Source organism: Urinicoccus massiliensis, assembly GCF_900120405.1.
Classification (GTDB): Bacteria; Bacillota; Clostridia; order Tissierellales; family Peptoniphilaceae; genus Urinicoccus; species Urinicoccus massiliensis.
In genome coordinates, this window is sequence record NZ_LT635493.1 from 1 (window position 1) to 16,127 (window position 16,127).

Below are 16,127 nucleotides of genomic sequence, written 5' to 3' on the forward strand. Positions count from 1 at the left end.
TGCCCTCATTGATAAATGAAAATACAGACATTGACTACTTAGTGGCATATCCAAAAATAAGTCGCTATCCACTATCTTTAGTGAAAACATTCTTTTATCTGCCATGCTCTCCTACCTTTCTTCAAATAAAAAAAGACGATAGTTTTTAATTCTACCGCCTTGTGTAAGTTCATATTTTATTTTTCTGAATCTAATTCTTTTATAGACTCTTCTATTTCTTCAATAGATGGTAAGCTACTTTTATATTCCTGCTCAAGTAATTTGCTAATTTCATACTTACTTATTCCTATTGGCTGTGAGATATTTTCAAGCGAATATTCAGCGACTACATTATCTTTATCTCTGCAAATTAGTATTCCTATGGTTTGATTATCACTATTTGATTTCATATTCTTATTTACAGCTGTTACATAAAAATTGAGTTGTCCTACAAATTCCGGCTTAAATTTCTCTGTCTTTAATTCTACTACAACATAGGAGTGTAGTTTAACATGATAGAAAAGTAAATCTATATAAAAATCACTTTCTCCAACCTTAATATGAACTTGCCTACCGATGTAAGAAAATCCTGTCCCAAGTTCCAAGAGAAAAGAAGTTATTTGATTTACTAATGCTTCTTCCAACTCTCTTTCATCATATTTATCCCTTATTGTTAGAAAATCAAAGTTGTATGGATCTTTTATTGTTTGCTTAGCTAATTCAGATTGGACAGCCGGTAATCTATTATCAAAATTAGTAACTGCATTCCCAACCCTTTTATATAAATCTCCATCAATCTGATGTTCCAAAACCGTCCTGCTCCAACCATTTTCAATAGTCTTATCTATATAAAACAAAGCTTCTTTGACATCTTTACACTTATACATAATCCTTTGATTATGTCCCCAAGGAATACTTTTTATTCTTCTTTCAACATCCGACAATTGGGTTACAGCTTGTAACCCAATTAGATAATCATTATAAAAGTTATACCAATATCTTATGTGTTTTAAGTTTACGGCTGAAAATCCTCCCATGTCTGGAAATTCTTTTCTTAAATCACTACTCAATAATTTTAGAAAACTATCACCCCAAGAATATTGCTTTTGTTTTTCAACAATTTCTTTCCCCAAGTTCCAATACAAATCAAGCAACTCATAATTAACTTTTACTGCTGCTTTTAATTGACTGCGTCTAACTTTTTCCTTTAAATCTAAAAGTAATTTTTTATATTCACTATCTCCTATAATAGCTAGATCTTTTTTATCCATTCTCATCACTCCAATCTGATTCTTTATTTTATTCTATTTCTTGCACCAATGGTGGGAGTTTTAATCTTTTTATCACAATCAGCTTACGGTAAACAAGCTCATTTTATCATTATACATTTAGTTTAATTAATGTGATTATACCAAAAATTTTAAATCTTTTCTATCTCTCCCTCTCTCTCTTTATCTATATCTATATCTTTCTCTATCTCTATCTCTTGTCGGACATGGGTTGGACTCATTAAGGACAATGTCCTCTGTTTATTTTGTCTGTATCTTCTTTTTTTCTCTGCCCAGGCTGTTTATGATCCGATTAAATTTGGTATTTCAGTTAAATAGTATTCATCATTTTCTGTTAAAACTTCTAATAAGCCTTGATTGATTAAATAATTTACCGTAACCATTACATCATAGTCTGTTTCATCTATGGTTAGTGCTAACTCTTTTATAAAATCACTTTCTACTCCCTCATAATAGAGTTTGCCCTCATCTTTTAGGCTTAGTAATAAAAGTTTGAGGTAGATTATCGTGTAGGTATCTCCTCCCGATATTCTCCTTAGTCTTTTTATCCTTTTGTCTGTGAAAAATTCTTCTTTTTCATTATTGCTCCTTTCTTGATTTTCGATAATCGAAATTCTTGATTTCCGATTTTCGGAAGTCTTGTTATTATGGGGGTCTAAGGGTGTAACTTTTCGTTACTCCCTTAGATTTCTCTGGTCATATCTTTCTTGTTTGGTTTTACTTTTTCTTTTACTTTCCTTTTGACTTTTTCTTTTGCCTTATCCTTGTTATTGGATAGGTCTTTGTATTTCTTTATTTGTTTTAGGATACTTTCTTTTTCTTTTTTATTTTCTTTGGCTATGACTTGTTTAAAGGCATATTCCATTACTTTTATGTCTTTGGCTTGGAAGAATACTTCATAGTTTTGGGTTTCTTTGTTTTTAATTACTGAAAAGCTTACTCCAAGTTTGTTTAGTTCTTTTTTTAAGTCTTTGAGGTCGCTTTGATCTATGCTTATATTTTCTAGTTGTCCTTTCTTGTATAGGTCTTTTATTTTTATTTCATCGCCCATAAGACTTTTTAAGTTTCCATTTGCTTTTTCTAAAGTTTCATTCATCTTTTTTCTTATTTCTTTGTCTAAGTTGATTGATTCTTTTGCTGCCTTTATTGTGTATGTTATTATGGTTTGTGCTGCTTGACCTGCTTCTTTGCTTATTTCTTCGTTTATCATGCTTTATCTCCTTTGTTTGAATTAAAAAAGGGAAGTATAGGTTTTAATTTTTCTATACTTCCCTTTGCTTGTTTTTATTTTATTGTTCTTGGTGGTGGAATGCTTATTTTAAATGTTTTTATAGCTTACTTAGGTATTTGTACCTTTTATTATTTTAAATAGCTTACAATACCTTTCCACCTTTAGTAGTTTATATGTGTTCTTTTGTCTGATAGATAGTTTTTCATGTTGGAATATATAATCTGCACTTCTTCATTGTTCATCGCTTTTATTTCTTCTGTGCTTTTGTATGTTTTGTATGTTCCATCTTCATTTGCTTATATGAGTTCATCTATTATCTCTTGCCTTTTATTCATCTCTATTACCTCCTAGATCTGCCTTTATTTTCTTGGTCATATTATAGCTTGGATAAGATATTTTTACCAGGTCTTATCTTTCTTGATCCATTTTCTTGTTTTTCATCATTTCTCTGAATTCATTATCTTTAATAACTTGGTCTTGGAATTTTTTAATCTGTGCTATTACACTTGGTTTTTCACCTTGTTTTATAAGCTTATCTATTTCTATGGATAAATCTATGCCAAGTTCTTTGTTTACAAAATCTACTGAATATTTTATATGATTAATTTCCTGGTATTCATCTTTTATCTTGTCTTTTTCTTTATTTATTTCTTCAAGATTTGCCATTAAAAGATCTTTTTCTTCATTCCATTTTTTAGGACTTAGTTTTTCCTTATCTGATAGGAGTTTTTTTAATTTCCCGCTTACTACCTTATATTGGTCTATGTCTTTCTTATGTTTGTTATAGAATGTGTCTTTTGTGAATATGTTTTTCTTTTGGTATTCTTCATAAACTCCTTTTTTGGCTTTGTAGATTTCATAGTATAGAATTTTCTTTTCTACATCTTCCATTTCTTTATGGATTGTCTTTGCTTTTTTATTTAGTTTGTAACTATTGGACTTTAAAGTTTCTATTTTTATTTGTAACTGACCAATGGTTTCTATGTTATTTTTTCTTAAATAACTATATACACTCGTTAGCTTTTTAAAGTCATATTTTTCTTTATTAGTTTTTGCATATCCTTTTAGATATTTACTTTTTTCTTTTTGAATTTCTGAATAAGTTAATAGATAATTTGTTAGATTGAAAAGTTTAGGGTTGTCTATTACCTTATCTCTTTCTATATCCTTAAATTTTTCATAAGCAGTAGTTAGGTTATCTAATAAATTTCCTATCCAACCCTTTAATGTTTTTATCTCTTCTTTTATTGTTTTTACAAGGTTATTATATTTTCTTATTTCTCTATTATAGTTTCCCTTGTCAGTTTCTATTCCCTTTCTTTCCATTGCACTTGCTGCTGATCCTAAATGGATTGTCGGTAGATAATCAGAATTTTGTCTTTTAAAACTCCTATGGTCTACTCTTTTTTCTATCTTGTTTTTTGCAAGATATTCATTACAAAGGTCTGAAAAATTTTCTCTCCATTTTTCTACATTGCCTTTATCATTCCAGGTTGTTAGTTCTACTTTTCTTGTTTTAGGTTTTCCATTTTTGTTTAAAATCTTTTCTCCTTTTTCATCTAGGATATATTCTTTTTTACTTTTTTGCCCCCATGTTCCATCTTCATTTATTGGTCTTACTATGGTCATTATATGAGCATGAATGTTTTGATTTCCCTCTCTACTTTCATCATGAATTGCATAATCTACTATCATTCCTTGTGATGTTAGATTTTCTTTTATAAATCTTTCGACTAGGTTTTTATTTTCACTTAAAGATAATTCTTTTGGTAATCCTATTATGAATTGTCTTGCTAGTTGTGCATTAGAATTTTTTTCTGCCATTTCTACTTTATTCCATAAGGTCGACCTATCATTAAATTCTTTTGGTATATGATCAGGCAATATTATATTTTTTACTAATACTTTTTCTTTTCTTGTATAGTCATGGGTTACTCCGTCCCATTCATTTTTTATTTTTTCTCCACTTATATATGCTGCACTTGCTACTGCACTTTTGCCTTTTCCTCTTGATATTATGTTTACTGAAAAATGAAAACTGTCTGCCATTTTTATCACTTCCTTTCTTTTTTTGTTGTTTTAGGTGGAGGCTTAATAGATTTTTTATATCCACTTTGTGAATGAGCGTTTTGAAATGATAGAATAGAAAAAGCCGTCTACTGAATTAATTTTTTGTTGTTTCAGTATGTCGGCTTAATTGTTTTGTTCATTTCAAATTTTAAAAGTCAAGGGCGAGCCTTAGCGAGTTTATTTACCCTTGATTTTTAAAAAGCGAATGGTTGTTGGTCGCTTCAGGGTTTGGCTCCGCAAGACGCAAGCACCCTTTAGGGTGTATAATTGCGCCCTTAGAAAATCTAAGGGAGATTTGATTATTTTATTTTCCCTAATTTTCTCTCATTATTTTTAGTGTTTCTTTAAATTCTTTTGTCTTTGTTGCTTCTTCTAGTAGGATTTTTATTTCTTCATCTGTTAGTTCTTCTGCATTTTCTATAAGGCTTTCTAAAATTGCTCCTCTTGTTACTAGCCTATGAGTTCTTTCTTTTCTTCTTTTCACTATGTCTTGTTTTAATATCTTCTTTTCTTGATTTTTTAGTTGCCTTAATCTTTCTTCTGTATGGTCAATTTTATCTTTTATTTCTTTTGATTCTTTTCTGATTTGTTCTAATTTTTTCATACAAAACTCCTTTCTTGTAATAAAAAAAGACGATAGAGTTTTTAATTTCTATCGCCTAGGTTATTTCTCCTATTTATTTTTATTTTACACCCTTTTCAATTTTGCAAGCTATAGGTATCTCTATAAAAAATACTGTATATTGTCCAAACTCACTTGTTGCTCCTATGTCTCCTCCCACATTATTAAGTATTTTTTTTACTATTGATAAGCCTAATCCCATTGATTCTTTATCAGTCGTCCTAGCTTTATCCACTGTGTACAATGGATTAAATATTTTATCTAATTCAGATTTCTCTATGCCCTTTCCATTGTCTTTAAATTCTATTATAACAGTATCTAGGTTTTCTTTTGCAATTATATCAATTTCCAATGGGTTTTCCCCTCTATATTTTATAGAATTTGAAAACAGATTTTCTAATATGATTTCAAGCATCCTGTCAGATAAACCTATCACTGTACTTTCTTTTATATTATTTTGATAAAATAAATTTTCTATTTCAATTGTAAATGATCTATTTAATTCATCTACAATTCTATCTAAAGATTCTCTAGCTTTGATATGATTTATTTTTTTGTCATATATATCAAGTAATGAATAGTCTTTTAGTTGTTTGATTCGATTATTCAATTGTTTGATCTTTTTGTTTATTATCCTTATATATTCGTCTTTTTTTTCTTGGCTATCAGCAACTCCGTCACTTATTCCATCTATGTGGGCTTGTATTACAGATAAGGGAGTTGATAAATCATGGCTTATAGAGGCTATCAGCTCTTCTCTTTCTTCTTTTGCTTTATTTTCTCTTTCCCTATATGATTTTAAGGACGCTACCATTTTATTAAAATTATCTAATAATTCTCCTATTTCATCCACCCTATCATTTTCTATATATAAATCATATTCCCCTTTAGATAGCTTTTTAAAATTATCTAGCAAATCATATATAGGCTTTATAATAATCTTATCGACGTAAGCTAAAAATATAGTCGATATAATGACAATTACTATAGCTATTAATATAGAAATTGATGTTAAAGATAACAAAAGACTTTTAGGTTCTTTTTCTGGTATTCCTAAGACCAACAAAAATAAAATTGGTATTAGAATGATTGATATGACAAATACTATTAAGTTTTTTTTAAGTGATTTAGATTTCAAATTTATAACCTACTCCCCAAACTGTTAATATATACTTTGGATTCTTTGGATTATCTTCGATTTTTTGGCGGAGTCTGTTTATAGTAACGGTTACAGTATTTAAATCTCCATAACTATCGAAGCCCCAGATTCTCTCATATAGTTGTTCTCGACTAAAAACTTGTTTTGGATTTTTAGATAAAAATACCAAAAGTTCAAATTCATTTCTACTTAAGTCAAGATCCCTACCATTTTTTTCTACCTTATATTCTTTAGTATATATTCTGATATTTTCTATGTCTATTATTTCAAGATTTTCCTTATTGAAAACTTGGCTTCTTCTTAGTTGAGCATTAACTCTTGCAAGTAATTCTCTTGGTCTAAAGGGTTTGGTAATATAATCATCTGCTCCAAGATTAAGTCCCTTTACCTTATCAAATTCATCAATTTTTGCTGACAGAATCAAAATCGGTATTGTAGATTTTATTCTTATATTTTGGCAGATTTCATAACCATTCATACCTGGAAGCATTAAATCTAATATTACTAAGGATGGCTTAAATTTATCAAAAATTTCTATTGCCTTATCACCTTCTGTACAAATTTCTACCTCATATAGCTCTTTTACTAGATAATCTTTTATTATATTTGCCAAGTCAAGTTCATCTTCTACGATTAAAATTCTACTCATCCTATCTTCTCCTATTTTAATATTTCTACCCTTTTAAAATAGGAAATATTGACAAAATATAAGATTAATATACCTATTAAAGATATTGAAATATACAAGCTAAGTTCAATACCAAATTCCCCTTTGATTAATAGAGATGGTATTTTATAAACATGTCTTACTAAAAATAAATATTTTAATTTTTCAGGACCTATTAAGCTTAGAATATAATATAAAAATCCCATTCCCATAACACTTGAAGCATTTTTTAAAACAAGACCACCATACACAATAATCATAGCTAAACATATTAGTGGCAAAATAATAGAAATTTCACTAAAAAATACACTAACAAAGGCTCTTATTCCCTCTAACTTTACTCCTCCAAGCAAAATAGCTTGCCCATCAGAAATCAAAACTGTTCCATCATTAAGCATTATTTTTCCAACCAAAAAAGATGAAATTATATCAAAAATCACTAAGGCTATTAGCCACATGATTATAGTTAATATTTTTGCTTTTATAAATTTTTTTCGATCTCCATTTACCATTATTGGTAATTTGATAAGACCTTTTTCATACTCTATAGCTGTTAAGTCTGAGGATATATAAATCACAAATAAGACCAAAAACAAAACTGTATCTGGAACTGAAACTAAGGGCAATGACATCCAATTCATATCTGTATGAATAAATTGATTCGCTTTTATTATATGAGAAATTAAAATTATTAGAAAAAATAGATAATAAAATTTATTTTTCCTTTGTTTGTATAACTCAAAATCTATAAACTTTTTCATATCTCACCCTAGTATAAAATATCTTTCTTTTCTAAATAAATATTGCTTATTATTAAAAATAAAGCTAATAATATCCCGCTTGCTATTATTAGAATACTAATTTCATTAGCAGACACATTTTTTATCATTGTAAATTTTTCTCCCATACTTGTATTAAAGAAAAATATAAGACCAACAATAGAAATGATATTTGCTAGACTTACATTTTCTATAAATAATCCTATTGACATACTTAATAATCCGTAGGTAATTGTTGGAAAAAGAATCTTCCCATAAGTTAAGAATGTATAGATTAAATCACTAGCTTTTGTAAATCCTGGTCTTATTAAAGATAAATCACTCATATTTTTAAAATATAGGATTCCAAATAAATAGCACAAAAGAACAAAAATTGTAGTTGCCATTATACAAAATATTATAAAGGCAATTTGTTTGCTGACTAAATTTTTAATTCTTGACGGTTCTTTCAATATGCTCAATTTCATTGTGCCTGCTACTAGGTCCTTAGTTACTAAGGCATTTGCTAAAATTGGTATAAAAAATATTAATATTTGCATATAAATATCTAAAAGGCTTGCAGGAAAAGTATAAAAACTATCAATATTCCAAACGCCTTCTTTTGGATCATACATGGTAATATTCATCCAAATCAAAAGTCCAGCTGACAATAAAAATACATATCCTATCTTTGATTTAATAATTTTCTCTAATTCATTAATAATTAATGCTTTCATTTTTCCCACCTACTTTATCAAAGAACAGTTCTTCAAGATTAGATACATTATTTCCTGAAACTAATTTTTTTACATCACCTTCTATACATAATTTCCCGTCATGTAAAATTCCGACTCTATTGCAAATACCTTCCATTTCATGGAGAAGATGAGATGATATTATAAACGTTTTATTAGAAGTTTTTGCCAAAGATACTATAAGTTCATTTATATCTCTCATTCCATACGGATCTAGTCCATTTGTAGGTTCATCTAAAATTATTAAATCTGGATTGCCTAATAAGGCATTAGCAATGCCAAGTCTTTGTTTCATACCCATGGAGTATGAGGCAAATTTATCTTTGCCTCTATCTTTTAAACCTACTAATTCAAGTAATTTATCAATATCTTTATCACTTGTACCATCAATTAGTTTTGCCATCAATTTTAAATTTTCATATCCAGATAGATTTTCATAAAACTTAGGAGCTTCTACCATAGCACCTATGTTTTTAATTGCTTGATCTCTATTTTTTATTACAGATTTTTCATTTATTAAAATTTCTCCAGAATCAGACCTAATTAATGATGTAATCATTCTAATAGTAGTTGTTTTCCCCTCTCCATTTGCTCCAAGAAAACCATAAACATCTCCTTTAAACACAGTCATATTCAGATCATTTATAATCTTTCTTTTACCATAAGATTTACATAAATTTTTTATTTCAAGTACTTTTTCGGACATAATTTCCTCCTTTGATGATTCTATTATAAGAGGTAAATATAACAAAACTATAAAAACAACATAATTTTTAACTGATAATTGAATAACAATCAGTAATATTATTTTAATTGGTCTTTAAATTTCATATTAATGAATACGAAACTCGTACCATTATCTTCACAAGCCATAGCTATTGCAATGGCATTATTACAAGTCCTGCTATTGTTATTCTTAATAAAAAGATTTGTTTATTTTATTTTTCTTAATTTTCTCTCATTATTTTTAGTGTTTCTTTAAATTCTTTTGTCTTTGTTGCTTCTTCTAGTAGATTTTTATTTCTTCATCTGATATTTCTTCTGCATTTTCTATAAGGCTTTATAAGATTGCTCCTCTTGTTATTAGCCTATGAGTTCTTTCTTTTCTTTTTTTCACTATGTCTTGTTTTAACATCTTCTTTTCTTGATTTTTTAGTTGCCTTAATCTTTCTTCTGTATCATCTATTTTATCTTTTATTTCCTTTGATTCTTGTCTTATTTGTTCTAATTTTTTCATATAAAACTCCTTTCTTGTATTAAAAAAAGACGATAGATTTTAATTTTCTACCGTCCTTAAATATCCAAGCATTTTTTTATTTATGGTTTTCTTTTAAGAAAGCATCAATAGTTTTTCTTGATTCACTTTCTGCTTTATCATTGCTTTCAGTTGTCCCACCTGTTGCAATTCTAATTTTTCCTAAATTTAAAACACCATTGCTAGCAAATATATGCCCTGCTCCTTTATATGAATAAATCTTTGCCTTAGGGTTTTGTTCTTTTATTTTATTTGCCATAGCAAAACTATCCCACATCAAATCATCCTCGCCCACGATCATCAATATATTTGCCTCAACATCTTTTATTGGTATTAGTTTTTCTTGGCTTGTTGAGTCTTTTTCTATTGCACTATTATAAGTTTCTTTATAACTAATAGGACTTTTAATAATATTCGGAACAATAATATTTTTTAAAAATGAGTTAAATGATGATTTTTTTATATCTATATATGGAAGTTCCTTTCCTTTATATGTCCATGATGAACCATAATCTTTAAAATCTAGACCAGCGAAATTATAAGATGAAGGTGCTATTAAAATCAGATTATCTATTTCAGAATATTTGCTAGCCAAATTAAGGGCATATTCTGCACCTTTTGACGCTCCCAAAACGCTTATTGGTTTATTGTCTTTTATATTTTTATTTATATAATTGATAACATCTTCAAATTGTTCTAAAGGGATTTTTCTCAAAGTTTGTTCTTGGTTTTTCATGCCGAACATAAATAGTGCAAAGGTTTCATATCCCTCTTCAGCCAATCTTTTAGCAGTTTCAAAATTTGGACTTCCCTCAGAACCTCCAAAACAAATTACAAGACCTTTATGTGATTTTTCCTTAGGTACAAATCTAAAGCCTTGCATCCTACCCTCATCTACATAAGTTACATCAACTCCGTCAATATCTGTAGGATATAAACTTATATTAGTAACATCATTATAATATTCAGGAGATTTCAAAGCATTGGTATCTTTATACTTATAGTCATTATATATTCTAAGAATAAAAACTAAAACTACTAAAATAATAACTATTAAAAAGATTCTAAAAAATATTTTCTTCATTTTATTCCACCTCATTTCTATGAATTTCTATAACATCTTCAATTCTGCAATCCAATGCCAGGCAAATCTTTTCTAATGACTCTAAGTTCACATAAGAATTTTTGCAAATTTAATTAAATTTCATCATATTTCTTTTTTAATTTATCCATGTAGTCAAGGTCAATCCACTCCTCGCTAAAACCACAGGCAGTACAAATATACCTATCAACAGACACTGCCGACATAATTGTATGCCCAGTCATAATATTATTTCCAGTTCCATAAGCTCCAGCAGATCCTGGCACAAATAAAATATCACTTCCTCCACACTTTGGGCATTTTCTCGTATTTTTCATAAATTCTCCTTTTTTAATTCTTCCTTACTTTCATAATACCTCATATGCCAACCTCCGTGGTTTGTATATAGATATTATACCAAAAATATTTTTATCCTAACGTTAATTCATAATATTGTAATCAAACTGTTCCTGTTTATTTTTATTTTACAGCCTTTTCAATTTTGCAAACTATAGATATCTCTACAAAAAATACTGTATATTGTCCAAACTCAATTCTTACTACGATGTTCCCCCCACATTATTAAGTATTTTTTTACTATTGATAAGCCTAATACCATTTATTCTTTATAACAGGAAAATGTATCGCTTATATTGAGTTTGAAGCCTTAGCTTTTTTAACTACTGGAATTATAACTTGTACACAGGCATATCCCTCTGGAGTGTTAGATAGATATAGTTCTCCACCATTTTCTCGTATTACTCTTGCTGTGAAATACAATCCGACACCTTTTATATTTTGTGTGTAATTCTTTTTTTCAGAAAAGCCTTTGTCAGTTGCGTGGACTAAGGCAGCATCTGAAAAATGTGATCCAGAATTTGTGATTTTGTATTCGGCTTTCCCGTTTGAAACGATAAATGTTAGATGAATTGATTGGGGTGAATGACCATGCTCACAGGCATTAAGAATAATATTAGTTAAGGCTTGATGAATTGCACTTTCCTCTGTGGTTGTATAATCATCTGTATCTTGAAATTGGCTTTTCCACTCATTCCCATATTGCTCACTTAATATATGTCCTTCTTGATTTATTTTGAGATTTAAACTATCTAATGGCAATGGTTCCTTGACAAGTTGGTCGTTATTTTCATTACTAAGTTGTAGTTGCAATCTATCTGCTACCTCTTCCAATCGATTCAAATTAAAAATAATGGATTCGGTATATTTCAATAGATTTTCATTCATTTTTTCTTTATCATCGTCAGATAGGAATAGAGTTAATTGACTAAGATCTTCTTTCATAAACTCAGCATTTGCACGAGCAACGGTCAACGGAGAACGATAATCATGTAGCATTTGGGTTGTTTGTTCTCTTATTTTATGCTCACTATTCCAAAGTTCTTCTAATGTTGCTTTTAGATCAACACGCATGTGGTCCATAAGGTTCCCTAGCTCTCTAAACTCTGATATTGATAGGGAGGAAGGGACAGGTATATTTAGATCTCCATTTCCTATGGAAACAAGAGCTTTTTGTAGCGGTAATACATCTTTATAAATATGTCTGGTAACAGACTTTGCAAACCACATGGTTGGAATAAGAAGCGTAAGAGCAATTATGAAAATAAAAAGTGATTCTACTCTTGGAAGATGTGCATTTGCCCAATCTGAAGAATATAACACACCTATCCTGTATTTAAATACGCAGACTCTATTATTGTATACAACCTTTGAAAAATAGCCTTTAGAAAAAGGGATTTGTTTTCCATCTAAATAGTCTAAAGCATTCTCTTGATCCTCTATCTTCATATTTGAATTAATAACTTCATTTTCATTATTTAGCTGAATGTAGCCAATATTATCAGGTACCCAAGTTGAGTTGAAATTTTGGCTAGAAATGATTTTTTCCCTTAAGATTTCAACTTGTTTTTCTTCGTGGTTGGCAAAAGTATATAAATCATGTCTAACTCCATAGTGGAAACCGATAACCAATAAAAGAAAAAGAAAACAAATTATACCTATGAACACTAAGGAATATATAGATAATATTTTCCTTAGTGTATTTTTCTTAGAATATATATTTTTTATTCCCATTTGTAACCGACTCCCCAAATTGTTTTAATTGGATCAAGTTGATAAGTTGAAAATTTTTTTCTGATATTTTTTATATGTTCAACTATAGCTGCAGACTCAGATTCTGTCCAAAATCCACCGACTTGTTCGAGAATATGTTCTCGTGAAAAAACTTGTCCCTTATGTCTAGCTAAGAGTTCGCAAATTTCATATTCCATTTTTGTGAACTTGATAGTTTCTCCCTTTATTTGTATTTCTTTGGCATTCAAGAGAAAACGAATATCTCCAAAAGATAGGTAAGAATGATGAACACGCTCTTCCCTTCTTAGATGTGCTTTTACTCGACTGACTAATTCCAATGGTGTGAAAGGCTTGCGAATGTAATCGTCCCCGCCAAGCGCTAATCCCTCAGCGACATCTGCTTCTTTGGATTTGGCTGTAAGAAATAATATTGGACAATCTACTTTTTCACGGACATTTCTGCAAAGTTCAAAGCCATCTATATCGGGCATCATCACATCGAAAATCATCAAATCAAATTGATCGAGAGATAAACTTAAAGTTTCTTTTGCTGAGGCACAAGTATATACAGAGAATTGAGCACGCTTTAAACTTGTTTCAATAACAGATCTAATTTGCTCATCGTCATCAACTACAAGTATGTTTTGACCCATATATTCACCTCTCCTTTCATTAAATCTAGTCTGAGCCAAAAAGAGTACTTATATTATTAGAGCACTCTTAACATTCAAAATCATAGTATGATATGGAGATCTTGAACTTTTAAATAATTTAATATTATTCATCACTATTATCGGCTCTACCATCCCATTTATTAAACCATATAGGAATTAAAGTAACAAGTGCAATGGTTACTATGATACATATCAATAGACCATATCTCAGCTCAGCTGCAATCTTAAGAATATAATCTGTATGAAAAGTATCTAGAATCATTAGAGATGAAAATCTAGCTGCCCATGTTGGCGGAAGGTAATACCAAAACTTATCCAAAAGTCCAGTACATCCTAAAGCCCCAACAAGAATAAAAATTACTCCAGAACCTATTGACCATGACGTACCAAATTTAAAAGCGATAAATAGATGGATAGAAACTAGGCAAATAAGTGGAATAAGCATAAGAATAGTAGCCAAGACGTAGGATATGGTAAGCATCTTTCCATATAGCAAAGCAAATCCAGCAACAGCTATGATCAAACTAAGACCTGTCATAATAACCAATAAAATAACAAGTGATATTAGCATTTGAATTCTTGATTTTCCAACACATAAAATATTAAAAGAAGAACCCGCACGTTGTTCCTGCTGAACAATACCAGTACACAACATGACAACCAAGCAATCCATAAATAAGGATAAGGCTTGAAAAAATCCAGATATATTTTGTTCAATACTCCATGAAGAAACGGAATAATAAGAGATAAAAAGTCCTACACAAATAATTGGCCAAAGAATGGTTATATAAAATAGCGGACTTTTTACTATTTTATAAATATGCGAATGTAAACATTTCAACATCAAAATCACCTCGCTTCTGATTTTTTATAAAGGGTGGTGGAAACAATGGACAAAACCATCGTTAGTACCACAGATGCAACAATTGCAATTAAAACATCATAAGATTGTGTATAAATCAAATCTTCTTCAACAGGCAAACCATTAGGTAAAAGCCCTAAAATAGAAATCATGGAACGATTTACCCATGCCCATGGGCAAAACATCCAATATGGTTTTAGTGCTAAAAACACACCTGAAAAAGAAATAGCTAAATTTACCAATACCGAAAAGATCACCCCTAATTTTTTTGAAAGTATAAAGCTAAAAGGGATTTGCCACATGGTTGTAATAAACACGACTATAATCCCTAAAAATATCGAAGCAATACTTAATTGCTTAATTTGATTAATTCCAAACAAACTAAAAATAAATGGAATACAAACCACAGCAACACTTAATAGAAAACAGGAAAGAAGAGCATATCCTAATACAACCAAAAGTTTAGAGCTCCATATTTTTCCTTGAGAAACAGGTAGACAACGGATTGCACGAAGTCCGTGCTTTCCGTTATCTATATTAACAGCTGTTGCACTGATCAATGCGAATGTAGCAGGTAAAAAAACTACATAGTACCAGTTGAATAAATTCAAGGAAAAATAACCTTGTTGAACAATAGCCATTAGTGCTAAGCAAAGAGGGCTAGCAATAGCAATTCTTCTCGTTGCAGTTCTTTTTGTTTTCAAGAATTCGGCCATTAATATATTTGAATTACTCATTGAAGCCTCCTTGCTGATTACTAACAACTTTCATGAAAAGTTGCTCCAAATCCATTTTTGAATCAAATGCACCTTGATAACCTAAATGTCCTGATGCAATGATTCCAATATGATCTGCAATATGTTCGACTTCAGATAAAATATGAGAAGACAGAATTACAGTAGTTCCTTGTTGTGAAAAACCTCTAATAAGTTCTCTCAATTCCTTTATTGCAATGGGATCAAGACCATTAGTTGGTTCATCTAGAATTAAAAGTTTTGGATTACTAAGTAAAGCCAAAGCAATTCCTAATCTCTGCTTCATTCCCATTGAAAATTGTCCAGTACGTTTTTTACCTGTATTAGTAAGACCTACAATTTGTAAAACTTCTTGAATTCGCTCTTCTTCAATCCCTAAAGCTATTGATCGTACACGACAATTTTCATAGGCAGTTAAGTTTGGATATAGTGGTGCATTTTCAATCAATGCACCAATTTCAGAGAGATTTGAACGATCCCAAGGATTATTATTGAATATGATTTCACCAGATGTAGGCGTAATCATACCGCAAATCATCTTGAGAAGAGTAGACTTTCCGGCTCCGTTTGGTCCCAATAATCCATAAATTTTTCCTCTTGGAACATTGATATTAACGCAGTCCACCGCTTTTTGTTTCCCGAACTGCTTTGATAGATTTCTAGTTTGTAATATAAAATCATCCATAGTATATTTTCCTCCTTATCATTTCTTTACGTATGTAATTTTAGGAGAAAAAAATAAGGAAATTATAAGGATTTAAGAATTTCCATAGTAGGTAGTAAGTGAGCCTTTTATTTTTCGACATATAATCATCATATAAACTATATAGTAAACGTATCACTTTTAATCTTCTCATAATAGCTGACTAATATACCTAT

At 29.8% G+C, this 16,127-nt stretch carries 17 protein-coding genes and 3 pseudogenes; all 20 read right to left on the reverse strand.

What is annotated here, in order from left to right; translation table 11 throughout:
- Window positions 1–105 (reverse strand): annotated as a pseudogene (locus BQ7400_RS04495) (replisome organizer); the annotation flags it as partial.
- A 71-nt stretch (window positions 106–176) separates the two neighbouring features.
- Complete coding sequence (locus tag BQ7400_RS04500; protein ID WP_002839693.1) at window positions 177–1,250, reverse strand: PDDEXK nuclease domain-containing protein; 1,074 nt, start codon at window positions 1,248–1,250, stop codon at window positions 177–179.
- Window positions 1,251–1,552: 302 nt separating this feature from the next.
- Window positions 1,553–1,876, reverse strand: a pseudogene (locus BQ7400_RS04505) (phage replisome organizer N-terminal domain-containing protein); the annotation flags it as partial.
- A 74-nt stretch (window positions 1,877–1,950) separates the two neighbouring features.
- Complete coding sequence (locus BQ7400_RS04510) at window positions 1,951–2,478, reverse strand: PcfB family protein (protein WP_072469666.1); 528 nt, start codon at window positions 2,476–2,478, stop codon at window positions 1,951–1,953.
- A 429-nt stretch (window positions 2,479–2,907) separates the two neighbouring features.
- Window positions 2,908–4,548, reverse strand: a complete 1,641-nt coding sequence (mobQ, locus tag BQ7400_RS04515; RefSeq protein WP_072469667.1) for a MobQ family relaxase — start codon at window positions 4,546–4,548, stop codon at window positions 2,908–2,910.
- Between the two features lie 334 nt (window positions 4,549–4,882).
- Window positions 4,883–5,173 (reverse strand): DUF3847 domain-containing protein, encoded by a 291-nt coding sequence (locus BQ7400_RS04520; RefSeq protein WP_040397481.1) that lies wholly within the window; start codon window positions 5,171–5,173, stop codon window positions 4,883–4,885.
- A gap of 79 nt (window positions 5,174–5,252) precedes the next feature.
- A complete protein-coding gene (locus BQ7400_RS04525) occupies window positions 5,253–6,329 on the reverse strand; it encodes a HAMP domain-containing sensor histidine kinase (RefSeq protein WP_040397482.1) in 1,077 nt (358 codons plus the stop codon).
- A complete protein-coding gene (locus tag BQ7400_RS04530; RefSeq protein WP_002839685.1) occupies window positions 6,319–6,999 on the reverse strand; it encodes a response regulator transcription factor in 681 nt (226 codons plus the stop codon). The genes BQ7400_RS04525 and BQ7400_RS04530 overlap by 11 nt, the downstream gene beginning before the upstream one ends.
- Window positions 7,000–7,010: 11 nt before the next feature.
- Window positions 7,011–7,778, reverse strand: a complete 768-nt coding sequence (locus BQ7400_RS04535; RefSeq protein ID WP_002839692.1) for an ABC transporter permease — start codon at window positions 7,776–7,778, stop codon at window positions 7,011–7,013.
- Window positions 7,779–7,786: 8 nt separating this feature from the next.
- Window positions 7,787–8,512, reverse strand: a complete 726-nt coding sequence (locus BQ7400_RS04540; protein WP_002839700.1) for an ABC transporter permease — start codon at window positions 8,510–8,512, stop codon at window positions 7,787–7,789.
- On the reverse strand, window positions 8,493–9,236 hold the full coding sequence (locus BQ7400_RS04545; RefSeq protein WP_002839679.1) for an ABC transporter ATP-binding protein: 744 nt from the start codon (window positions 9,234–9,236) through the stop codon (window positions 8,493–8,495). The genes BQ7400_RS04540 and BQ7400_RS04545 overlap by 20 nt, the downstream gene beginning before the upstream one ends.
- Window positions 9,237–9,477: 241 nt before the next feature.
- Window positions 9,478–9,767: pseudogene (locus BQ7400_RS04550) on the reverse strand (DUF3847 domain-containing protein).
- 76 nt (window positions 9,768–9,843) lie between these two features.
- Window positions 9,844–10,869 (reverse strand): alpha/beta fold hydrolase, encoded by a 1,026-nt coding sequence (locus BQ7400_RS04555; RefSeq protein WP_002839676.1) that lies wholly within the window; start codon window positions 10,867–10,869, stop codon window positions 9,844–9,846.
- Window position 10,870: 1 nt separating this feature from the next.
- Window positions 10,871–10,960 (reverse strand): helix-turn-helix domain-containing protein, encoded by a 90-nt coding sequence (locus tag BQ7400_RS10970; RefSeq protein WP_232500932.1) that lies wholly within the window; start codon window positions 10,958–10,960, stop codon window positions 10,871–10,873.
- A gap of 22 nt (window positions 10,961–10,982) precedes the next feature.
- Window positions 10,983–11,204 carry a hypothetical protein gene (locus tag BQ7400_RS04565; RefSeq protein WP_002839698.1) on the reverse strand — a complete coding sequence of 74 codons (222 nt, stop codon included), beginning with the start codon at window positions 11,202–11,204 and terminating at the stop codon, window positions 10,983–10,985.
- A 310-nt stretch (window positions 11,205–11,514) separates the two neighbouring features.
- Window positions 11,515–12,957 carry a sensor histidine kinase gene (locus BQ7400_RS04570; RefSeq protein WP_072469668.1) on the reverse strand — a complete coding sequence of 481 codons (1,443 nt, stop codon included), beginning with the start codon at window positions 12,955–12,957 and terminating at the stop codon, window positions 11,515–11,517.
- On the reverse strand, window positions 12,948–13,610 hold the full coding sequence (locus BQ7400_RS04575; RefSeq protein ID WP_040397490.1) for a response regulator transcription factor: 663 nt from the start codon (window positions 13,608–13,610) through the stop codon (window positions 12,948–12,950). Before BQ7400_RS04575 ends, BQ7400_RS04570 begins: the two co-directional genes overlap by 10 nt.
- Window positions 13,611–13,734: 124 nt before the next feature.
- The gene (locus BQ7400_RS04580; RefSeq protein ID WP_072469669.1) at window positions 13,735–14,475 is read right to left on the reverse strand and encodes a lantibiotic immunity ABC transporter MutG family permease subunit; all 741 of its coding nucleotides are present in this window, start codon (window positions 14,473–14,475) and stop codon (window positions 13,735–13,737) included.
- Window positions 14,476–14,480: 5 nt separating this feature from the next.
- The gene (locus tag BQ7400_RS04585; protein WP_072469670.1) at window positions 14,481–15,230 is read right to left on the reverse strand and encodes a lantibiotic immunity ABC transporter MutE/EpiE family permease subunit; all 750 of its coding nucleotides are present in this window, start codon (window positions 15,228–15,230) and stop codon (window positions 14,481–14,483) included.
- On the reverse strand, window positions 15,223–15,933 hold the full coding sequence (locus BQ7400_RS04590; RefSeq protein WP_072469671.1) for a lantibiotic protection ABC transporter ATP-binding protein: 711 nt from the start codon (window positions 15,931–15,933) through the stop codon (window positions 15,223–15,225). Before BQ7400_RS04590 ends, BQ7400_RS04585 begins: the two co-directional genes overlap by 8 nt.
- Window positions 15,934–16,127 lie beyond the last annotated feature (194 nt).